At 68.8% G+C, this 19,211-nt stretch carries 22 protein-coding genes; 11 read left to right on the forward strand and 11 right to left on the reverse strand.

Features of this window, described 5'->3' with window-relative positions:
• Positions 1-16: 16 nt before the first annotated feature.
• Positions 17-586 carry a histidine phosphatase family protein gene (locus tag H8N03_RS23410; protein WP_187078650.1) on the forward strand — a complete coding sequence of 190 codons (570 nt, stop codon included), beginning with the start codon at positions 17-19 and terminating at the stop codon, positions 584-586.
• Here the strand turns inward: H8N03_RS23410 and H8N03_RS23415 are convergent.
• A complete protein-coding gene (locus tag H8N03_RS23415) occupies positions 583-1,287 on the reverse strand; it encodes a hypothetical protein (RefSeq protein WP_187078651.1) in 705 nt (234 codons plus the stop codon). The genes H8N03_RS23410 and H8N03_RS23415 overlap by 4 nt on opposite strands.
• A gap of 208 nt (positions 1,288-1,495) precedes the next feature.
• Here H8N03_RS23415 and H8N03_RS23420 point away from each other — a divergent pair, with 208 nt between their 5' ends.
• On the forward strand, positions 1,496-2,017 hold the full coding sequence (locus H8N03_RS23420) for a bactofilin family protein (RefSeq protein WP_187078652.1): 522 nt from the start codon (positions 1,496-1,498) through the stop codon (positions 2,015-2,017).
• A gap of 36 nt (positions 2,018-2,053) precedes the next feature.
• Here H8N03_RS23420 and H8N03_RS23425 read toward each other — a convergent pair whose 3' ends face one another.
• The 5 genes from H8N03_RS23425 to H8N03_RS23445 all read right to left on the reverse strand — a co-directional run bounded on the left by H8N03_RS23425 (position 2,054) and on the right by H8N03_RS23445 (position 7,031).
• The gene (locus H8N03_RS23425) at positions 2,054-2,932 is read right to left on the reverse strand and encodes a sugar phosphate isomerase/epimerase family protein (RefSeq protein ID WP_187078653.1); all 879 of its coding nucleotides are present in this window, start codon (positions 2,930-2,932) and stop codon (positions 2,054-2,056) included.
• A 2-nt stretch (positions 2,933-2,934) separates the two neighbouring features.
• Positions 2,935-4,119 carry a dihydrodipicolinate synthase family protein gene (locus H8N03_RS23430; protein ID WP_187078654.1) on the reverse strand — a complete coding sequence of 395 codons (1,185 nt, stop codon included), beginning with the start codon at positions 4,117-4,119 and terminating at the stop codon, positions 2,935-2,937.
• Between the two features lie 11 nt (positions 4,120-4,130).
• Positions 4,131-5,294 (reverse strand): Gfo/Idh/MocA family protein, encoded by a 1,164-nt coding sequence (locus tag H8N03_RS23435; protein ID WP_187078655.1) that lies wholly within the window; start codon positions 5,292-5,294, stop codon positions 4,131-4,133.
• Positions 5,295-5,314: 20 nt separating this feature from the next.
• A complete protein-coding gene (locus tag H8N03_RS23440; RefSeq protein WP_187078656.1) occupies positions 5,315-6,295 on the reverse strand; it encodes a tripartite tricarboxylate transporter substrate binding protein in 981 nt (326 codons plus the stop codon).
• 85 nt (positions 6,296-6,380) lie between these two features.
• Positions 6,381-7,031 (reverse strand): TetR/AcrR family transcriptional regulator, encoded by a 651-nt coding sequence (locus H8N03_RS23445; protein WP_187078657.1) that lies wholly within the window; start codon positions 7,029-7,031, stop codon positions 6,381-6,383.
• A 39-nt stretch (positions 7,032-7,070) separates the two neighbouring features.
• On the opposite strand from H8N03_RS23445, the gene H8N03_RS23450 reads away from it, so the two are divergent.
• On the forward strand, positions 7,071-8,777 hold the full coding sequence (locus H8N03_RS23450; RefSeq protein WP_187078658.1) for a thiamine pyrophosphate-binding protein: 1,707 nt from the start codon (positions 7,071-7,073) through the stop codon (positions 8,775-8,777).
• A gap of 52 nt (positions 8,778-8,829) precedes the next feature.
• Here H8N03_RS23450 and H8N03_RS23455 read toward each other — a convergent pair whose 3' ends face one another.
• The 5 genes from H8N03_RS23455 to H8N03_RS23475 form a co-directional block, all read right to left on the reverse strand.
• Positions 8,830-9,219, reverse strand: a complete 390-nt coding sequence (locus H8N03_RS23455; RefSeq protein WP_187078659.1) for a thiol-disulfide oxidoreductase DCC family protein — start codon at positions 9,217-9,219, stop codon at positions 8,830-8,832.
• Positions 9,216-9,566, reverse strand: a complete 351-nt coding sequence (locus H8N03_RS26710; RefSeq protein ID WP_435531685.1) for a DUF4166 domain-containing protein — start codon at positions 9,564-9,566, stop codon at positions 9,216-9,218. The genes H8N03_RS23455 and H8N03_RS26710 overlap by 4 nt, the downstream gene beginning before the upstream one ends.
• A gap of 193 nt (positions 9,567-9,759) precedes the next feature.
• On the reverse strand, positions 9,760-10,869 hold the full coding sequence (locus tag H8N03_RS23465; RefSeq protein ID WP_187078660.1) for a saccharopine dehydrogenase family protein: 1,110 nt from the start codon (positions 10,867-10,869) through the stop codon (positions 9,760-9,762).
• Between the two features lie 78 nt (positions 10,870-10,947).
• A complete protein-coding gene (locus H8N03_RS23470) occupies positions 10,948-11,415 on the reverse strand; it encodes an SWIB/MDM2 domain-containing protein (RefSeq protein WP_187078661.1) in 468 nt (155 codons plus the stop codon).
• 353 nt (positions 11,416-11,768) lie between these two features.
• Complete coding sequence (locus H8N03_RS23475; RefSeq protein ID WP_187078662.1) at positions 11,769-12,680, reverse strand: DMT family transporter; 912 nt, start codon at positions 12,678-12,680, stop codon at positions 11,769-11,771.
• 30 nt (positions 12,681-12,710) lie between these two features.
• Here H8N03_RS23475 and H8N03_RS23480 point away from each other — a divergent pair, with 30 nt between their 5' ends.
• From H8N03_RS23480 to rplT, 8 genes are all read left to right on the forward strand, one after another.
• The gene (locus H8N03_RS23480) at positions 12,711-13,112 is read left to right on the forward strand and encodes a gamma-glutamylcyclotransferase family protein (RefSeq protein WP_187078663.1); all 402 of its coding nucleotides are present in this window, start codon (positions 12,711-12,713) and stop codon (positions 13,110-13,112) included.
• Positions 13,113-13,351: 239 nt separating this feature from the next.
• The gene (aceA, locus tag H8N03_RS23485) at positions 13,352-14,689 is read left to right on the forward strand and encodes an isocitrate lyase (protein WP_435531686.1); all 1,338 of its coding nucleotides are present in this window, start codon (positions 13,352-13,354) and stop codon (positions 14,687-14,689) included.
• A gap of 136 nt (positions 14,690-14,825) precedes the next feature.
• Complete coding sequence (locus tag H8N03_RS23490; protein WP_187078664.1) at positions 14,826-15,326, forward strand: hypothetical protein; 501 nt, start codon at positions 14,826-14,828, stop codon at positions 15,324-15,326.
• Between the two features lie 87 nt (positions 15,327-15,413).
• Complete coding sequence (locus tag H8N03_RS23495; protein WP_187078665.1) at positions 15,414-15,614, forward strand: hypothetical protein; 201 nt, start codon at positions 15,414-15,416, stop codon at positions 15,612-15,614.
• 194 nt (positions 15,615-15,808) lie between these two features.
• Complete coding sequence (gene thrS / locus H8N03_RS23500; protein WP_187078666.1) at positions 15,809-17,716, forward strand: threonine--tRNA ligase; 1,908 nt, start codon at positions 15,809-15,811, stop codon at positions 17,714-17,716.
• A gap of 78 nt (positions 17,717-17,794) precedes the next feature.
• On the forward strand, positions 17,795-18,397 hold the full coding sequence (gene infC / locus H8N03_RS23505; protein WP_187078726.1) for a translation initiation factor IF-3: 603 nt from the start codon (positions 17,795-17,797) through the stop codon (positions 18,395-18,397).
• A gap of 160 nt (positions 18,398-18,557) precedes the next feature.
• Positions 18,558-18,761, forward strand: coding sequence for a 50S ribosomal protein L35 (gene rpmI, locus H8N03_RS23510; RefSeq protein WP_013901101.1), 204 nt, complete (start codon positions 18,558-18,560; stop codon positions 18,759-18,761).
• 24 nt (positions 18,762-18,785) lie between these two features.
• Complete coding sequence (gene rplT / locus H8N03_RS23515; RefSeq protein ID WP_187078667.1) at positions 18,786-19,145, forward strand: 50S ribosomal protein L20; 360 nt, start codon at positions 18,786-18,788, stop codon at positions 19,143-19,145.
• Positions 19,146-19,211 lie beyond the last annotated feature (66 nt).

Here is a 19,211-nt window from a genome sequence, read left to right on the forward strand (position 1 = left end):
CGCGGAGGTGTTCCCCATGAACCGCAGAGCGATCCTGGTCTTGCTGGCGGGCCTGGCCGCCGTGGTGCTGCCCGCGCGCGCCGACGACGCGGCGCTTTGGGCCTTGCTGCGCGGGGGCGGGCAGGTGGTCTTGGTGCGGCATGCCGTGACGGAGCCCGGCGTCGGCGACCCGCCGGGCTTCCGCGTGGAGGACTGCAGCACGCAGCGCAACCTGAGCGAGGCGGGCCGCCGCGAAGCGCGCCGCCTCGGCGAAGCCTTGCGCGCGCGGCAAGTCCCCGTGGGCGAACTGCTCACCAGCCCCTGGTGCCGCTGCCGCGAGACCGCGCGGCTCGCGTTCGGCCGCGAGGGCCGGCCGGAACCGGCGCTGGGCAACCTGTTCGGCCGGCGGCAGGAAGAAGCCCCGCAGGTCGCCGCGCTGCAGCGGCTGGTGCGGTCGCCGGCGGGGGGCAACGTCTTCATGGTGACGCACGGGTCCACCACGTTCGCGCTCACGGGCGTGTCGCCCGGCACGGCGGAGATGGTGGTGCTGACGCCGCTGGAAGCCGGCGGCTTCCGCGTGGCGGGCCGCCTCGCGGTGATGCCCTAGTCCGAGGCCACTTTCTGCGGCGGCTGGTACACGGACCAGCGCCCGTCCTTGAACAGGTACAGCCCCGAGGAGATGCGCGTGGCGTCGCTGCTGGCGAAGAGCGCCGCGGCGCTGAAGCGCAGCGTGGCGATGGCGGATTCGTCGTCGGCGCGCGCGAACACGAGGCCACCGCGGTCCGGCACGGCGGCCACGATGCCCGCGGGCGAGTCGCGCAGCTGGGCCAGCCAGAAACCGCGGTCGAGGAAGTAGCTGCTATCGAGCTCGGGGGCGTTGCCGTGCACCTGCATGACGCCGCCGGTCCACGGCTCGGCCACCGGCGTGCCGTAGCGGCGCCGCAGGTTGTCGACGGCGCGCTCGAGCGCCGCCTCCGGCGACAGGCGCAGGCGCTGCAGGTCGTCGGGCATCGCGCTCTGCACGCGGCGCTTGCCGTCGAACACGAGGCGCAGGTGCATGTCGCCGAGGTACTGGAACCAGCTCGCCTCGAACTCGAACTCGCGGCCGTCGGCCGCGCGTGCGCTGATCTTGCCGAAGGGCGTGAGGCCTTCCTCCAGCTTGTTGGCGCCGGGGCTTTCGCGCAGCACGACCAGCAGGTTGGCGGCGCTCTCCTCGAAGCTCTCGTCGTCGCGCGTGTCGACCGCGCCCGCGGCGGAAGCCGCCAGCAGGGCTGCCGCGGCGATCCATGTCCTCCAGCCGTACTTCATGTCGGTCCCCTTCCTTCTGCTGTCATCGTGAAGCGATGACCTGCGACATGCAAGCAATCTTTGGCCGCTCCCCATGGGACCTTGGGCCAACGTCGGCGCGCTGCAACGCCATTCGTTACCCTTCTTGCGCCATGGCGTGAACATGTAATGCGCGCGCTCCCTACCATCGGCAGCTCTTCGTTGTCACTCTCTCAGAGGAAAGCACTCCATGGCCTTGCAGTCCCCCTTCTTCAACAGCAACAACAAGCGTGAAGAGGCCTATCCCCGTCCCGGGATGAGCCCCAACGCTGCCGCCGCCGCGGGCCAGGCGCCGGCCGCCGCCGCGCCGCAGCAGGCCGCGCCTGTCGCCACGCCCGCCAAGGAGGGCGAGAGCAAGCTGACCGTCGGACCGAACATCAAGCTGAAGGGCGTGGAGATCACCGACTGCGACACGCTGGTGGTGGAAGGCTCCGTCGAAGCGACGATGGATTCGCGCGTGATCCAGATCTCCGAGCGCGGCGCCTTCAAGGGCTCCGCCGAGATCGACGTCGCGGAGATCCGCGGCCTGTTCGACGGCAACCTCACCGTGCGCCAGAAGCTCGTGATCTATTCGACCGGCAAGGTCACCGGCAAGGTGCGCTACGGCAAGGTCGTGATCGAGGAGGGCGGGCAGCTGTCGGGAGAGATCGAGGCGGGCACGACGGGGGCGAAGCCGGCGGAGAAGCGTCCGGGCCTGCAGCCGGTGGCGTAAGCCACTGCGTCATCCCCGCCTTCGCGGGGATGACGGTCAGACGACCGTCTTGTGCCGCGCGATGCAGGTGTCCAGCGTCTCCTCGTGGGAGCGCTGCCACCAGTTGCCGGTCGAGAAGATCTCCACCTCGCTGTAGCCGGCGAAGCCCTGCGCCTCCACCCAGCCGCGGATGCGCGGGATGTCGATGACGCCGTCGCCCATCATGCCGCGGTCGTTCAGCAGGTCCGCGGTCGGCGTGAGCCAGTCGCAGACGTGGAAGGCCAGCAGGCGTTCCTTGCCGGCACGCGCGATCTGCTGCTCCAGCTTGGGGTCCCACCACACGTGGTACACGTCGCAGGCGACGCCCAGCGCTCCCGTGCGCTTCGGGTCGAGCTCGTCGCACAGGTCCAGCGCCTGCTCCATCGTGTTCACGCACGCGCGGTCCGCCGCGTACATGGGATGCAGCGGCTCGATGGCGAGCGGCATGCGCGCCTGCTTCGCGTAGTCCAGCAGTTCGGCGATGCCGTCGCGCACCTGCGAGCGGGCGAGGGCGATGTCCTTGTGCGCCGCCTTGCCTTGCAGCGCGCCGGGCAGGCCGCCCACCACCAGCACGAGGCAGGGAGCGCGCAGCTCCGCGGCTTCGTCCACGGCGCGGCGGTTGTCGTCGCGTGCGGCCTTCAGGCCCGCAGCGTCGGCCGCGGGGAACATGCCGCCGCGGCAGTAGCCGGACAGCTCGAGGCCGTGCGTGCGCACGAGCTTCGAGACGTTCGCCAGGCCCGCGGCCTGCACCTGGTCGCGCCAGGGCGAGATCGCGCGGATGCCGCGCTTCACGCACGCTTCGATGATGTCGGGCAGCGGCAGGTCCGCGCCCTTGCTCTTGCGCACCGTCGCCGTGTTGATCGACAGCCAGCGGTGGTCCTGCGAGAAGTCGCGCATGTTCACGCCACTCCGTGCAGCGCGAGCAGCGTCTTCATGCGCTTCACCGCGAGCTCCGGCTGCTCGAGCAGGTTGGCCGCATCGGCGAGCCGGAACAGCTCCGCGAAGTGCGGCAGGCTGCGCGTGCTCTGCTGGCCGCCCACCATCGTGAAGTGCTTCTGGTGGCCATTGAGCCAGGCCATGAACACCACGCCCGTCTTGTAGAAGCGGGTGGGCGCCTGGAAGATGTGGCGCGAGAGCGGCACCGTGGGGCCCAGGATCGCGTGGAACTTGTCGATGTTGCCCTGCGCCAGTTCGCCCAGCGCGGCGCTCGCGGCGGGCGCGATCGCGTCGAAGATCCCGAGCAGCGCGTCGCTCCTGCCCTGGTTCGGCGAAGAGCCGTGGGCGTCGCCCGCGATCAGCTCGGCGTAGTTGAAGTCGTCGCCCGTGTACATGCGCACGCCCGCGGGCAGGCGGCGGCGCATGGCTATCTCCTTGTCCTTGTCCAGGAGGGAGATCTTGATGCCGTCCACCTTGGACGCGTGCGCGGCGATGATGCCCAGCGCCGTGTCCATCGCGGCGTCGACGTCCTTCGTGCCCCAGTAGCCGGCCAGCGCCGGATCGAACATGTCGCCCAGCCAGTGCAGCACGACGGGCTGCCTGGCCTGCGACAGGATGCGGCCGTAGACCTTTTCGTAGTCCGCCGGCGAGGTCGCCACGCGTGCCAGCGCGCGGCTGGCCATGACGATCAGCTTGCCCCCGAGCTTCTCGATGGCGGCCATCTGCTCCTCGTAGGCGCGGATGACGTCGTCCACGCTCTTCGCGTTCTCGGGCGCGAGATGGTCGGTGCCGCAGCCGGACGCGATGATCGCGCCGGGCACGTCACGGGCCGCGTCCAGCGAGCGGCGGATCAGCTCCAGCGAGGTCGGCCAGTCCAGGCCCATGCCGCGCTGCGCCGTGTCCATCGCTTCGGCGACGCCCAGCCCCAGCGACCACAGGCGCTGCCGGTACGCGATGGTCGCGTCCCAGTCGACGGCGGCCTGCAGCCACGGGTCCACCGCGGCGAGCGGGTCCGCCACCACGTGCGCGGCGGAATAGGCGATGCGGTTGAACTTCACGCCCGCCGCCGGCTTCACCGGCGCCGTGCCGCGCAGCGCGTAGTCTTCGAGTTTGCCTGCGGGGGTGGGCAGCTGGATCGTCAGGGCCATGGCGCGCGTCCTCAGAGGTCGAGGGAGGGCACGTCGACGAAGCGGCGTTCCTTCCAGCTTTGCAGCGCGGCTTCCACCAGCTGCACGCCCTTCGCGCCTTCCGGCAGCGTCCACTTGTACGGGGCGTTCTCCACCACGTGGCGGATGAAGGCTTCCCACTGGATCTTGAAGCCGTTGTCGTACACCTGCGTGTCGGGCACGTCCTGCCACTGCTCGGTGAACTTCATCGTCTGCTTCACGTCCGGGTTCCACACGGGGCGCGGCGTGTTGACGCGGCTCTGCGCCTTGCACCCGGTCAGCGTCGCCACGGCGGAACCGTGCGTGCCGTCCACGTGGAAGGTCACGAGGTCTTCGCGGTTCACGCGGGTGGCCCAGGACATGTTCAGCTGCGCCACGATGGGCTCGCCGTCGAAGCCCTTGAGTTCGGCGATCGCGTAGGCGGCGTCGTCGGCGGTGGCCTTGTACCTGTTGCCGTTCTCGTCCCAGCGCTCGGGGATGTGCGTCGCGCCCAGGCAGGTGATGGACTGGACTTCGCCGAACAGGTTGTCCAGCACGTAGCGCCAGTGGCACATCATGTCCAGGATCATGCCGCCGCCGTCCTCGGCGCGGTAGTTCCAGCTCGGGCGCTGGATCGGCTGCAGGTCGCCCTCGAACACCCAGTAGCCGAATTCCAGGCGCAGCGACAGCATGCGGCCGAAGAAGCCGGCGCGGCGGAGCATGTCCAGCTTGCGCAGGCCCGGCAGGAACAGCTTGTCCTGCACGGCGCCGTGCTTGAGGCCGGACTTCTGCGCGATCTTGGCGATCTCCACCGCCTCGCCCAGCGTGGTGGCGATCGGCTTCTCGCAGTAGACGTGCTTCTTCGCGCGCAGCGCCTTGGCCAGCAGCTGCGGGCGCATCTGCGTCGTGCCCGCGTCGAAGAACACGGTGTCCTCGGGGTTCGCCAGCGCGGCGTCGAGGTCGGTGCCCCAGCGCGCGATGCCGTGGGCCTTCGCCAGCGCCTCGATCTTCTCGGCGTTGCGGCCGATCAGGATCGGGTCGGGCATGACCTTGTCGCCGTTGGACAGCGTCACGCCGCCCTGGTTGCGGATCGCCACGATGGAGCGGATCAGGTGCTGGTTCATGCCCATGCGTCCGGTGACGCCGTGCATGATGATTCCGAGACGTTGGGTGGGCATGTTCGCTCCTTGGCTTGCGATTACTTGTGCACTTCGAGGCCGGCGGCCTTCACGAGCGCGGCGTTGCTCTTGATCTCTTCGCGGATGTACGCGTCGAATTCCTTCGGCTCCAGCGTCCAGGCATCGGCGCCGAGCGCGGCGAAGCGCTCCTTGACCTCGGGCGTGGCCAGCGCCTTGACGACTTCGTCCTGGAGGCGCTCGACGATGGCCGAGGGCGTCTTCGCCGGGGCGAACATGCCGATCCAGAAGTTGAATTCCGAACCCGGCACGCCGGCCTCGGCCGTCGTCGGCACCTGGGGCAGGGCCGCGGCGCGCTTGGGCGAGCCGACCGCCAGCGGCACCAGCTGGCCATTGCGGATCTGGCCGATCACGGGGGCGATCGGGGAGAAGTAGTAGTCCACCCGGCCGGACATCACCTCGGTGACCGCCTCGGCGGAGCCCTTGAACGGCACGTTGACCGCATCGATCTTCGCGGCCAGCTTGAACTTCTCGGCGTTCAGGTGCGTGGCGCTGCCCTGGCCGGCGGAGGCGAAGTTCATCTTGCCGGGGTTGGCGCGCGCGGCGCTGAGCAGTTCGCCCAGGGTCTTGATGTTCTTGGCGGGCGCGATCACCAGCACGTTGGGCGTGGAGGAGATCGGCGTGATCGGCGTGAAGTCCGCCAGCGTGTCGAACGGCAGCTTCGCGAAGGTGTGCGGGCTGACCGTGTGCGACGACGAGTGGATCATGATCGTGTAGCCGTCCGGCGCGGCGGCGGCGACCTGCGCCTGGCCGATGGTGCCGCTGGCGCCGCCCTTGTTCTCCACGACCACCGGCTGGCCCAGGCTCTGCGCCATCTTGTCGCTGATGGCGCGGGCGATGATGTCCGTGGTGCTGCCCGCGGCGAAGGGCACGATCACCCGGATCGGCTTGTTCGGGTAGCCGGACTGGGCGAAGGCGCCCAGCGGCGCGGCGATGGCGAGCGCGGCCAGGGTGAGGGCGAGGGTGCGGCGGGTGGCTTGCAAGGCTTGTCTCCTTTGCGGTGGTTAATTCACTAGTTGGTGAATTATAGGGAAGACCTTGCCGCTGGCAAGCCCCGGGTTTCTCCGGTCAGGCGTTCAGCAGGTAGCCGAGGATCACGTCCGTCATGTGCGACAGGCGCTCGGCCCGCGCCTTGGGCGCGAGCAGGTCCCGGCCGAAGATGGCCTGCAGGGTGTGGCTGTTGGAGAGGTAGAAGTAGGCGAGGCCGGCGATCGACACGTACAGCTGCACGGGGTCGACGCCGCCGCGGAAGACGCCTTCCTTGCGCCCGCGCTCCAGCACCGCGGCCAGCGTCTCGATCACCGGCGAGTTGAGCTCGCGGGCGCGCTTCGATTCCGAGAGGTGCCGCGCCTTGTGCAGGTTGGCGCTGTTCAGCAGCGTGATGAACTCGGGATGCTCGCGGTAGTAGTCCCAGGTGAACTCGATGAGGCGCTTCACCGCGGTGGCGGGCTCCAGCTCGGTGAGACGCAGCTTGCGTTCCTCGTCGCGGATGTCGCGGTACACCTGCTCCAGCACCGCCTGGAACAGCTTCTCCTTGTCCTCGAAGTAGTAGTAGATGAGGCGCTTGTTCAGCCCCGCGCGTTCCGCGATGCGGTCCACGCGCGCGCCCCCGAGGCCGTACTCGGCGAATTCGTCGCGCGCCGCTGCTAGGATGGTGTTCTGCGAGCGGTCGGCGTCGCGCACGCGTTCTTCGCCGGCGGGGCTGGGGTCTCGGGCCATGGTCCCATAATTCACCAAACAGTTAATCGAGTCAAGCCTATGTCGCAAGAGAAGCAGCTCGCCGGCCACCTCATCGTCGAGTGCCTGGTCGCCCAGGGCGTCACCACGGCCTTCGGCGTGCCCGGCGAGAGTTACCTCGCCGTGCTGGACGGCTTCCACAAGTACCGCGAGCAGATCCGCTTCGTGATCAACCGGCAGGAGGGCGGCGCCGCCTTCATGGCCGAGGCGCACGGCAAGATGACGGGGCGCCCGGGCATCTGCTTCGTGACGCGCGGGCCCGGCGCCACCAACGCCTCGATCGGCGTGCACACGGCGTTCCAGGACTCCACGCCCATGGTCCTGTTCGTCGGCGACGTGGCGAGCGACCAGCGCGACCGCGAGGCCTTCCAGGAAGTCGAGTACGCCAACTTCTTCGGGCCCAGCACCAAGGGCATGGCCAAGCGCGTGGAGCGCATCGACGACCCGGACCGCATCCCCGAGTACGTCGCGCGTGCCTTCGCCACCGCCATGAACGGCCGTCCGGGCCCCGTGGTGCTGGTGCTGCCCGAGGACATGCTCGTGAAATCCACCGCGGCCCGTCCGACGGCGCGCGTGGAGGCGGTGGAAGCCTGGAGCGACCCCGGCGCGCTGCGCACCCTGCGCGAGATGCTGCTGGCCGCGAAGAAGCCGTTCGTGATCGCCGGCGGCGGTGGCTGGACGCCGCAGTCCGCGCAGGCCCTGCAGCGCTTCGCCGAGAACTGGAAGCTGCCGGTGGGCAATGCCTTCCGCTTCCAGGACACCTTCGACAACCACCATCCGCAGTACGCGGGCGACGTGGGCATCGGCATCAACCCGAAACTGGCGGCGCGCGTGCGCGAGAGCGACCTCGTCATCGCCATCGGCCCGCGCCTCGGCGAGATGACCACGGGCGGCTACACCTTGCTCACGCCCCCGAAGGCGGCGCAGAAGCTCGTGCACATCCACGCGAGCGCCGAGGAGCTGAACCGCGTGTACCAGGCGGACCTCGCGATCAACGCCACGATGAACGCGGCGGCGCGTTCGCTGGAAGTCCTCACCGCGCCCCCCGAAGTGCCTTGGGCGGCCTGGACCGAGGCGGCGCACGCCGACTACGAAGCCAACCTGCAGCCGCAGCAGCTGCCGGGTGCCATCGACATGCCCGCGATCGTGGCGACGCTGCAGAAGCACCTGCCGGCCGATGCGCTCATCACCAACGGGGCCGGCAACTTCGCGTCCTGGACGCACCGCTTCTTCCGCCACCACGGCCTCGCCAAGGGCCACAAGACGCAGCTCGCGCCGACCTCCGGGGCGATGGGCTACGGCGTGCCGGCGGGCATCGCGGCGAACCTGGTGTCCGGCCGCGTGGCGCTCACGATGGCCGGCGACGGCGACTTCCTCATGACCGGCCAGGAACTCGCGACGGCCTCGCAGTTCGGCGGCAAGTCCATCATCGTGCTGCTGAACAACGGCATGTACGGCACGATCCGCATGCACCAGGAGCGCGAGTACCCGACGCACGTCGAGGGCGCGGGCACGCAACTGGCCAACCCCGACTTCGTCGCGCTCGCCAAGGCCTACGGCTACGAAGGCACGCGCATCACGCGCACGGAGGAGTTCGAGCCGGCCCTGGTCGCGGCGCTGCAGCGCAGGCAGGGCACGGTGATCGAGGTGATGCTGGATCCGGAAGTGATCACCACGCGCGGGACGCTGAGCGCGATCCGCGATGCGGCGCTGAAGAAGGCCGGCTGAGGGGTTGCAGGGTGGGGTGAGCGAGCGAAGCGGCGAACCCCACCGGGCGGCCTCAGTCCAGGAACCGCCGCTCGCATTGCGCCGGGGGCACCAGGCACGTCTCGCTGCGCCCGAACAGCCGGTAACGGTTGCGCGCGACCAGCCGGTATGCCGCATCGCGCAAGGGCGCCGGCACCAGCCACCCCAGCCACGCGGCGCGCCACGGCCAGCCCAGGCCGTGCAGCACGCGCAGGATGGCAGCCGTCTGCTGCCAGCTGCGCGCGCCGTCGACGAGCAGCAGCGTCTGCAGGTTGTCCACCGGCAGGCCCGCCTCGTGCAGCAGCGCGCGGCCGGTCGGCCCCTGGATGGAGGCGAAGCGGAACACGCCGCGCCTGTCGTGCTTCAGCAGGAAGCGCACCCAGCCGCTGCACAGCAGGCACTGGGCATCGAACACCACGATCACGTCGGATCCTCCAGCGAGGGCAGCTGCAGCCAGCCGCGGTAGCCCGCGACGCGCCCCAGCAGCGGCACCGTCGCTTCCACGTGGAAGTGCAGCACGCCCGGCTCGCCGCGTTCTTCCGCCAGCACCCGCGGCAGGAGCCAGCGAGGGCAGGGCAGGCGCAGGAACTGCAGCCGCACGAGGCGCATGCGCAGGCTCGCCTCGCTGCGCACGAGCGCGAAGGTGAGGCGCGCCGGGCCGAGGTCCTCGACCACGCAGGCGTCGCCGCTCAGCCGCGAGCGCATCGTCCGGCCGGGGAAGTGGCGCGTCCAGGTCTCGGCCGCGGGGGCCGCGGCGAGCTCGAAGCGCAAGGGGCCGCTGTGGGCCCGCTGCGGCGCGCCGCCAGGCACCACGCGAGCAGGCGGGCCGCGGCCGAAGCCGGCGGCTGCGTCTCCACCCAGCCGTGCAGCACGTGCTGCCCGGACAGCGAATGGAAGCGGCGCAAGGACGGTGCGAGCAGGGCGAACTCGGCGCCGAGCACGCGCTGGTACAGCGAGCGCTCCGTCATGCCGAAGTCTCCGTCGCGATGTGGAGGCCCTCGGCTTCCCGCAGGATCTCCTGCAGGGACAGCAGCCCCACGCAGGGCTGCGCGCCCGCGGGCAAGGGCGTGCCGGCGGCCAGCTTGCGCACCAGCGCCGCTGCTGCGAGCGTCGGCACGTACGGCCCGTCGCCGTGCGTGGCCACGAGCTGCCACGTGCGCTCCACCGGGGTCCCGTCCGCGGCCAGCCCACGCACGCGCACGTGCATGGCGCCGGCATCGCTGCCCCAGTGCCGGAAGACGTCCGACGCGCGCTTCAGCAGCCGCGCATGACGGCTCCAGTCGCGCACGAGGCCGCGCCGCGCGCACCAGGCGAGGAAGTTCATGCCCCGGTGCAGGAAGCCGAGTTCCAGGCCGGCACCGAAGGCGACGCTCGGCGTGCCGGCGTAGCGCGCCGGCAGCACGGCGAGGTCGGGCACGTCGCAGGGCGACAGCAGCCGCTCGCCGACGGGTGCCGGGTAGCGATGGCGCCGGCTGCCGGACCACCCCGTGACGCCGGCGGCTCCCGCGGGCAGCGGCTGCCCGCAATAGCTCAGGATCGCCTTGACCGTGGAGAGGCCCCGGTCCGTGCGGTTGCCGGGGCTGATGCCGATGTCGATCGCGTGCACGGCCTGCAGACCGCGCGCCAGGTGGTCGGCCGCGGCGGAGGACAACGCGGGCACCGAGCTGGCGCCGCTCGCGACGCACACGCCCGCCGCCTGCGCGGCCCCGTGCAGGGCCGTGATGCCCGCCACGTAGGCACGGCCGTCCGCCAGGTCGATGGCATGGCAGCCGGCCGCGACGGCTGCCTGCGGGACGCGGTCATCGTGGCGCTGGAAGGGGCCGGTGGCGTTCACCAGGACCTGGGGTGCGACGCGGCGCAACTGCGCCTCCAGGCGGGCTTCCTGCGCGTCCAGGGCCAGCGGTTCCAGCCGGGCCGCCGATGCGCCCTGCAGGGCCTGCACGAGCCCCGCTGCGGCCTCCGCCGACCGGCCGGCCACCAGCACGTGCAAGCCCGGCTGGCGTGCGAGCCGGCGCACGAGCCGCTGCCCGAAGAAGCCGTAGCCCCCGATCACCAGCACGCGGCACTGCGACATGCGTCCAGTCTAGCGGGACGGCGGCACCAAAGAAAAACGCCGGCGGAAGCCGGCGTTTTCAGCGATCGGGAAGCCCGATTACTTGACGTGCTTGCCGATCAGGCCAGCCATCTCGAACATCGACACCTGGCCCTTGCCGAACAGAGCACGGAGCTTGTCGTCGGCGTTGACCATGCGCTTGTTCTGCTGGTCCTGCAGCTTGTTCTTCTTGATGTAGGCCCACAGCTTGGACACGATCTCGGTGCGCGGCAGGGGGTTGGAACCCACCACGGCGGACAGGGACGCGTCCGGGGTCAGCGGCTTCATGAACGCCGCGTTCGGCGTGCGCTTCTTCGCGGGGGCCTTGGCGGCCTTCTTCGCGGGAGCGGCCTTCTTCGCCGGAGCCGCCTTCTTCGCAGTTGCCTTCTTGGCCGGGGCCGCCTTCTTGGCCGGGGCCTTCTTCGCTGCGGCCTTCTTCGCCGGAGCCGCCTTCTTCGCGGCAGCCTTCTTCGCCGGAGCCGCCTTCTTCGCCGGCGCCTTCTTCGCCGCCTTCTTTGCAGTTGCCATGATCGATTTCCTTCTAGAAGTTGATGAATCACACCAGCGAAACACTGCACTCACTGGCAGTGCGGATGCTAAGGGAGAAAAGGGACGCGTCAAAGGGGAAACGACGGTTTTTCACTCGGAGATGTTGCTTTTTCTCTAAGGGGAACACCCCGTTTTCCCTCTGGAGATGAGCCATCCGCCCTCTGGAGCGCGCCTGCGGACGCGCGATGCGAGCCTGCGAGAGCGTCTCTCCAGAGGAGAAACGAGGCGCGCCCACTGCTCACGCACTGCGAGAGGAAGCGCGATCAACATCGCGCCGCCACTGGAGATTTCGCTCTCGCGGCAGCTCCGTGCGCGGCGCGCGAAGCGCTGCGCTAGCTCCTGCGCGGGGCCGTCGCGAGCACCACGCCCGCGAGCGCGGAGGCGAAAGCGAGCATCTGCACCGCACCGAGCGACTCCCCGAGCACCAGCACGCCCACCAGCGCAGCGGAAACCGGCAGCATGGCGGTGAACACGCCGGCCTGCGCCGCGGGCACCACCTTCAGTCCGGTCATCCAGAGCCACACCGTCCACACGCTCGCGGCGAGCGCGTAGAACACGAGCAGCACCCAGGCGCCGGGGGCGACAGCGGCGAAGTCGAAGCGCAGAGCGGCGTACACGCCGAAGGGCGTCACGAGGGCGAAACCCCAGAGGTTGATGAGCGAGGTGATGCGCTTGGGCCCCAGCACGCCCGTGAGCGCCTTGCCGATCACGGCATACGACGCCTCGCAGACCACCGCGCCCAGCACGAGCAGGTTGCCGAGCCACGCGAGGCTGCTGCCTTGCTCCGCACCGGCGGGCGCGTGGGCGGGCTTCGCGAAGGCGAGCAGCCCGATGCCGGCCGCGGCGCACGCGATGGCCGTCCACGTGCGCGCCGTGATGCGTTCGCGCAGGAAGATCCAGCTCAGGAGCGCCACCGTGGCGGGAATGGCGGCCATGATCACGCCGGCCGACACTGCGCTGGTCAGGCTCACGCCGAACAGCATGCACAGCGAGAACAGGAAGTTGCCGAGGAAGGACTCGAGGAACAGGAGGCGCTTCGTGCGCGCGGTGAGCGGCGCCTCGTTCGCCGGCTTGCGCAGCCAGTGCAGCATGGCGAGGCCGCCGATGCCGAAGCGCAGCCATGCGAGCAGGAAGACCGGGAAGGCGGCCGCGAGCGGCTTGGAGAGGGCGACGTAGCTGCCCACCAGCGACATGCTGAGCGCGAGGCAGGCGTAGGCGAGGGGCCGGCTCGGAACGAGGCTCATCGACAATGGCGGGCGCGAAAACGCCGGATCATGCCTCAAGCCCCCGAACGCCACGTCTTCGTCTACGGCACGCTGCGCCGCGGCGGCCGCAACGACATCAACCGCCTGCAGCCCCCGCCGGAGTACGTCGGCATGGGCGAGGTGCGCGGCGTGCTGTACCACATCGACTGGTATCCGGGCCTCACGCTCGGGGGCGAGGAAGCCGTCACCGTCGTGGGCGAGGTGTACCGCATCACGCCCGAACTCGAGGCGGTGCTCGACGAGATCGAGCAGATCGTGCCCGGCGCCGACAGCGAGTACTTCAAGCGCGAGGTCGACATCGCGGTGCAGGGCGGGACCGTGACCTGCCTGGTGTACGAGGTGAACCCGGCGCGCGTGAAGGACCGGCAGGTGATCGGCCACGGCGACTGGATCGTGTTTCACACATCGTGAAAGGCATTCCGCATTGCGGGATTGGTCGATGGTGCGGCGCCGCAAAATTTCTCAATACAAGAAAGCAGATGCCGCATTGCGGAAAGGCTCTTGCAAGTCATTGATTCCTCTGCAGAAAATATTTAGTCTTGTATAAGACACAAGAGCCCCACGAAGTCTTCTACAAGACTTAGAGTTCTCTCATCGCGGCACGCATCGCGGCCGCCCCAGGTTTCACATCAACCGCACCGGAGAGAACCATGACCCACTGGACCCACCTGACCCGCGAACAGCAGATCGCCCAGCTCGAGAAGGACTGGGCGGAGAACCCGCGCTGGAAGGGCATCAAGCGCGGCTACAGCGCCGCGGACGTGGTGAAGCTGCGCGGCTCCCTCGCGATCGAGCACACGCTCGCCCGCCGCGGCGCCGAGAAGCTGTGGACCCTGCTGAACACGGAACCCTTCGTGAACACGCTGGGCGCGCTCACCGGCAACCAGGCCATGCAGCAGGTCAAGGCGGGCCTGAAGGGCATCTACCTCTCCGGCTGGCAGGTCGCGGGCGACGCCAACAGCAACGGCGAGATGTACCCCGACCAGTCGCTGTACTCGGTGGACTCCGTGCCGAAGGTCGTGAAGAAGATCAACAACACCTTCCAGCGCGCCGACCAGATCCAGTGGAGCGAAGGCAAGGGCCCGGGCGACGAGGGCTACGTCGACTACTTCGCGCCCATCGTGGCCGACGCGGAAGCGGGCTTCGGCGGCGTGCTGAACGCCTTCGAGCTGATGAAGGCCATGATCGAGGCGGGCGCCGCCGGCGTGCACTTCGAGGACCAGCTCGCGTCCGTCAAGAAGTGCGGCCACATGGGCGGCAAGGTGCTCGTGCCGACGCGCGAGGCCGTGGCCAAGCTGGTCGCCGCGCGCCTGGCGGCCGACGTGATGGGCACGCCCACGATCCTGCTGGCCCGCACCGACGCGGAAGCCGCCGACCTGGTGACGAGCGACGTCGACCCGGTCGACCAGCCGTTCTGCACGGGCGAGCGCACGGTCGAAGGCTTCTTCCGCACCCGCAAGGGCTTCGACCAGGCCGTGAGCCGCGGCCTCGCGTACGCCGAGGTGGCGGACCTGATCTGGTGCGAGACCGGCACGCCGGACCTGAAGTTCGCCAAGGACTTCGCCGACGCGATCCACGCGAAGTTCCCGGGCAAGCTGCTGGCCTACAACTGCTCGCCGTCCTTCAACTGGAAGAAGAACCTCGACGACGCGACCATCGCCAAGTTCCAGAAGGAGCTGGGCGCCATGGGCTACAAGTTCCAGTTCATCACGCTGGCGGGCTTCCACAGCCTGAACTACTCGATGTTCGACCTGGCGTACGGCTACGCCCGCAACAACATGAGCGCCTTCGTGGAACTGCAGCAGAAGGAGTTCGCCGCCGCCGACAAGGGCTTCACCGCCGTGAAGCACCAGCGCGAGGTGGGCACGGGCTACTTCGACGCCGTGACGACCACGATCGAGGCGAACGCCTCCACCGCCGCCCTGAAGGGCTCCACCGAGGACGAGCAGTTCTTCGACGACCACGCGGCGCAGAAGAAGGCGGCCTGAGGCGGGCCGCCGCCCCTGCCAGGCCTCCTGCGGTCCCCTGTCCGCGGGATTGCCTTCGGCCCGGGCGTGGCTACATTGGCCCGGGTGGCACCCCGGGCCATGCCGCGCCCGCTGCCGACACGCCGAGGAGGGGATCATGGTTGCGAAGCCTCCGCAGAAGACTCTCGAGGCGCTCAGGAAGCTGCTCCTCGACTTGGGCCTGGACTTTCCCGGGCTCAACTTCATCGAACGCGACGCCGTGTACCGGCCGACGCCGAATGCCAGGGTCCACGAGGTGGACCGCACGCCGGTCGTCTTCGATCCCGGCCTCGGCGGCAGTGGCGAGGTGCCCGCGCGGTGCTTCTTCAACGACACGCTCGATCTCGGAGGCCAGGCGACGACCGACGGGGCCGGGCGCCTGACGTGGAAGCTCAGTCAGTACGTGTGTTCCTCCGAGCGGCCGGCCGGCTACGTCGCGCCCGTGAGCTTCGTCACCACGGCCCTGGGGAGTTCCCCGGTCTTCCTCACCGCGCGCATCGCGTCCGTCGCGAGCGACGTGGTGATCGACGTCTTCAGCTGGGGCGCGAACGGCGCGCCGGCTCCGAACGCGCGCTTTGCCTGGCGTTGCTGGGTCCCGGTCGCGACGATCGTCTTCTAGGCGCGGCGGCCGCGGCCGCGCGCCCCGGGCCTTGTCTTTGCCGCGCGCCTCGCTACAGTCGGGCTATCAGCCGTACAGGAGGTGGCCATGGCATCTTCGACCGAGGAAACGACGGGCGTCTTCAACATGCAGAACCTGAGCGGGGGCAAGCCCTGCCCGGACTGCGACGGGGTGGGGCAGCTGCGCTTCGACAGCGAGAACATCAACGAGAAGTTCGAGGTCGAGAAGCAGACGGTGATCACCGAATGCGCGCGCTGCCACGGCACGGGCCACGTGCCCGTGGGTTAGAATGGTCCGGCGGATCCAGCACGGACCGGCAACAAGGGCGAGAAAGGCATCATGGTTATGACACCGCGAACTACCACGGAAGGTTCCACGGCCCGCTAGCGGCCGGGTAGTCGCGCGTCCACGATCCTCGTCCCAGGAATAGAAAGCGCGGCTGCCGCCGCGCTTTTTTCATTTCCGGACAGATCCTGCACACCATGATCCACATCACGCTTCCCGACGGCTCGCAACGCGAATACCCCGCCCCGCTCACGGTGGGCGAGGTGGCCGCCTCCATCGGCGCCGGCCTGGCCAAGGCGGCGCTCGCAGGCAAGGTCGACGGCAAGGTCGTCGACACGGCCTACCGCATCGACCGCGACGCCAGGGTCTCCATCCTCACGGCCAAGGACCCCGAAGGCCTGGACGTGATCCGCCACTCGACGGCCCACCTGCTGGCCTATGCGGTGAAGGAGCTCTACCCCGAGGCCCAGGTGACGATCGGCCCGGTCATCGAGAACGGCTTCTACTACGACTTCGCTTACAAGCGCCCCTTCACGCCCGAGGACCTCGCGGCCATCGAGAAGCGCATGGGCGAGCTCGCCGCCAAGGACGAGCCGGTCACGCGCCGGGTGCTGCCGCGGGACGAAGCCGTGAAGCATTTCCGCGACATGGGCGAGAACTACAAGGCGGAAATCATCGGCAGCATCCCGGCCGGCGAGGACGTCTCCCTCTACGCCGAAGGCGGCTTCGAGGACCTGTGCCGCGGCCCGCACGTGCCCAGCACGGGCAAGCTGAAGCATTTCAAGCTCATGAAGGTGGCGGGCGCCTACTGGCGCGGCGACCACCGCAACGAGATGCTGCAGCGGGTGTACGGCACGGCGTGGGCCAGCAAGGAGGAACTGCAGCAGTACCTGACGATGCTGGAAGAGGCCGAGAAGCGCGACCACCGGCGCCTCGGCCGCGAGCTGGACCTCTTCCACATCGACGACCATGCGCCCGGCGTCGTGTTCTGGCACCCCAAGGGCTGGGCCGTGTGGCAGGCCGTGGAGCAGTACATGCGCCAGGTCTACCGCGACAACGGCTACCAGGAGGTCAAGGGGCCGCAGATCCTGGACAAGGGCCTGTGGGAGAAGACGGGCCACTGGGACAAGTACCGCGAGAACATGTTCGTCACGGAATCGGAGAAGCGCGAGTACGCGCTGAAGCCGATGAACTGCCCCGGCCACGTGCTGATCTTCAAGCAGGGCGTGAAGAGCTACCGCGACCTGCCGCTGCGCTACGGCGAGTTCGGCCAGTGCCACCGCAACGAGCCCTCGGGCGGCCTGCACGGCATCATGCGCGTGCGCGGCTTCACGCAGGACGACGGGCACATCTTCTGCACGGAAGACCACATCCTGCCGGAGTGCGTCGAATTCACGCAGGTGCTGCACAAGGTCTACCGCGACTTCGGCTTCACGGAGATCATCTACAAGGTCGCCACGCGGCCGGAGGCGCGCATCGGCTCCGACGAGCAGTGGGACCGCGCGGAAGAGGCACTGATGGAGTCGCTGCGCCGCTCGGGCTGCGAGTTCGCGATCGCCCCCGGCGACGGCGCCTTCTACGGCCCCAAGATCGAGTACACGCTCAAGGACGCGATCGGCCGCCAGTGGCAGGTCGGCACGATGCAGGTCGACTTCAACCTGACGACGCGCCTGGACGCCGAGTACGTGGGCGAGGACGGCAACCGCCACCGCCCCGTGGTGCTGCACCGGGCCATCGTGGGCAGCATGGAGCGCTTCATCGGCATCCTGATCGAGCAGCACGCCGGGGCGCTCCCCGCCTGGCTGGCGCCGGTGCAGGCCGTGGTCCTCAACATCACCGACGGCCAGGCCGACTACGCCCGGGACATCGCCAAATCGCTGAGGAATCAAGGGCTTAGGGTGGAGACGGATCTGCGCAACGAGAAGATCACGTATAAAATACGGGAGCATTCGCTGCAAAAGCCGCCCTACCTCCTCGTCGTCGGCGACAAGGAGAAGGCGGCTGGTGCCGTCGCCGTGCGCGCCCGGGGCAACAAGGACCTGGGGGTGATGAGCCTCGACGCGTTCTCCCAGAGGATCGCCGAGGACCTGGCTGCCAGGCGTTGACCACGCTGGAGCCCGCGCCCGTGCTGACGGTGTTGCTACAGATACTGTAGTTGTTTATTGGAATAAGGATAGAAGACCATCGCTACTGAATTTCGCGACCGCCGCCACCGCGAGGAACGCAAGCACCGCCTGAACCGGGAGATCATGGCCCCGGAAGTCCGCCTGAGCGGACCCAACAACGAGCCCCTGGGGATCGTGAGCCTGCAGGAAGCCCTGCGGATGGCAGGCGAACTCGACGTGGACCTGGTTGAAATCGCCGCCACCGCCAATCCGCCGGTTTGCCGGCTGATGGACTACGGCAAGTTCAAGTACCAGGAACAGAAGAAGGCGGCGGAAGCGAAGTCGAAGCAGAAGGTCATCGAGGTCAAGGAAATCAAGTTCCGGCCCGGAACGGACGACGGCGACTACAACATCAAGCTGCGCAACATCCGCCGGTTCCTGGAAGAGGGCGACAAGTGCAAGATCACGCTGCGCTTCCGCGGCCGCGAGATCACGCACCAGGAAATCGGCATGGCGCTGCTGCAGCGCATCCGGGACGACCTCGGCGACACCATCGTCGTGGAGCAGTTCCCGAAGCTGGAAGGCCGGCAGATGATCATGATGATCGCGCCGGGCAAGAAGAAGGCGGGTCCTGCCAAGCCCGCCGCCGAAGCCGCCGGTTCGCCGGCGACCACGGCGTAGGAGAGTTTCAAAGCCATCACGGTGTTCGCGCCGCGGTGGCGGCGGAGGGGAGGCCTTTGCGCCTCCTGGCGCCTTCGGGCGCCGAACAAGTGGCTCGGGGCCATCAAGGCACGGAAGTTTTCCGTGACGCCTCACGAGCACAAGAAGAGAAGGAGCAGCAATGCCCAAGATGAAGACCAAGAGCGGAGCGAAGAAGCGCTTCCGCGTGCGTCCCGGCGGGACGGTCAAGCGTGGCCAGGCTTTCAAGCGCCACATCCTGACCAAGAAGACCACCAAGAACAAGCGCCACCTGCGCGGTGCGGTCGCTGTGCATGAGACCAACATGGGTCACATGGCGCAGATGCTGCCCTTCGCCGGCCTGTAACCCACTGACGAAAGGAAAACACACATGCCTCGCGTCAAACGTGGTGTAACGGCTCGCGCCCGTCACAAGAAGGTCCTCGCCCTCGCCAAGGGTTTCCGCGGCCGCCGCGGCAACGTCTTCCGCATCGCCAAGGAAGCGGTGATGAAGGCGGGGCAGTACGCCTACCGCGACCGCCGTGCCAAGAAGCGCGTCTTCCGCCAGCTGTGGATCGCCCGTATCAACGCCGCCGCGCGTGCGAACGGCCTGACCTACAGCCAGTTCGCCAACGGCATCCGCAAGGCCGGCATCGACATCGACCGCAAGGTCCTCGCCGATATCGCCGTGCACGATCCGGCGGCGTTCACCGGCATCGTGAACCAGGTGAAGGCCAAGCTGGCTGCCTGAGTTTCGCGGTGGGCGCCCCCGGGCGCCTGATGCAAACCCATATGGACAGGGCTAGGGCTGCGAAGC

Origin of the sequence: Ramlibacter cellulosilyticus, from assembly GCF_014297465.1 — a bacterium.
In the GTDB taxonomy this organism is placed as follows: Bacteria; Pseudomonadota; Gammaproteobacteria; order Burkholderiales; family Burkholderiaceae_C; genus Ramlibacter; species Ramlibacter cellulosilyticus.

What these genes read in the sequence shown, in the direction of transcription:
- H8N03_RS23410 (WP_187078650.1), top strand. Translation starts at nt 17, where the DNA reads ATGAACCGCAGAGCGATCCTGGTCTTGCTGGCGGGCCTGGCCGCCGTG.
- H8N03_RS23415 (WP_187078651.1), bottom strand. Translation starts at nt 1,287, where the DNA reads ATGAAGTACGGCTGGAGGACATGGATCGCCGCGGCAGCCCTGCTGGCG.
- H8N03_RS23420 (WP_187078652.1), top strand. Translation starts at nt 1,496, where the DNA reads ATGGCCTTGCAGTCCCCCTTCTTCAACAGCAACAACAAGCGTGAAGAG.
- H8N03_RS23425 (WP_187078653.1), bottom strand. Translation starts at nt 2,932, where the DNA reads ATGCGCGACTTCTCGCAGGACCACCGCTGGCTGTCGATCAACACGGCG.
- H8N03_RS23430 (WP_187078654.1), bottom strand. Translation starts at nt 4,119, where the DNA reads ATGGCCCTGACGATCCAGCTGCCCACCCCCGCAGGCAAACTCGAAGAC.
- H8N03_RS23435 (WP_187078655.1), bottom strand. Translation starts at nt 5,294, where the DNA reads ATGCCCACCCAACGTCTCGGAATCATCATGCACGGCGTCACCGGACGC.
- H8N03_RS23445 (WP_187078657.1), bottom strand. Translation starts at nt 7,031, where the DNA reads ATGGCCCGAGACCCCAGCCCCGCCGGCGAAGAACGCGTGCGCGACGCC.
- H8N03_RS23450 (WP_187078658.1), top strand. Translation starts at nt 7,071, where the DNA reads ATGTCGCAAGAGAAGCAGCTCGCCGGCCACCTCATCGTCGAGTGCCTG.
- H8N03_RS23465 (WP_187078660.1), bottom strand. Translation starts at nt 10,869, where the DNA reads ATGTCGCAGTGCCGCGTGCTGGTGATCGGGGGCTACGGCTTCTTCGGG.
- H8N03_RS23470 (WP_187078661.1), bottom strand. Translation starts at nt 11,415, where the DNA reads ATGGCAACTGCAAAGAAGGCGGCGAAGAAGGCGCCGGCGAAGAAGGCG.
- H8N03_RS23475 (WP_187078662.1), bottom strand. Translation starts at nt 12,680, where the DNA reads ATGAGCCTCGTTCCGAGCCGGCCCCTCGCCTACGCCTGCCTCGCGCTC.
- H8N03_RS23480 (WP_187078663.1), top strand. Translation starts at nt 12,711, where the DNA reads ATGCCTCAAGCCCCCGAACGCCACGTCTTCGTCTACGGCACGCTGCGC.
- aceA (WP_435531686.1), top strand. Translation starts at nt 13,352, where the DNA reads ATGACCCACTGGACCCACCTGACCCGCGAACAGCAGATCGCCCAGCTC.
- H8N03_RS23490 (WP_187078664.1), top strand. Translation starts at nt 14,826, where the DNA reads ATGGTTGCGAAGCCTCCGCAGAAGACTCTCGAGGCGCTCAGGAAGCTG.
- H8N03_RS23495 (WP_187078665.1), top strand. Translation starts at nt 15,414, where the DNA reads ATGGCATCTTCGACCGAGGAAACGACGGGCGTCTTCAACATGCAGAAC.
- thrS (WP_187078666.1), top strand. Translation starts at nt 15,809, where the DNA reads ATGATCCACATCACGCTTCCCGACGGCTCGCAACGCGAATACCCCGCC.
- rpmI (WP_013901101.1), top strand. Translation starts at nt 18,558, where the DNA reads ATGCCCAAGATGAAGACCAAGAGCGGAGCGAAGAAGCGCTTCCGCGTG.
- rplT (WP_187078667.1), top strand. Translation starts at nt 18,786, where the DNA reads ATGCCTCGCGTCAAACGTGGTGTAACGGCTCGCGCCCGTCACAAGAAG.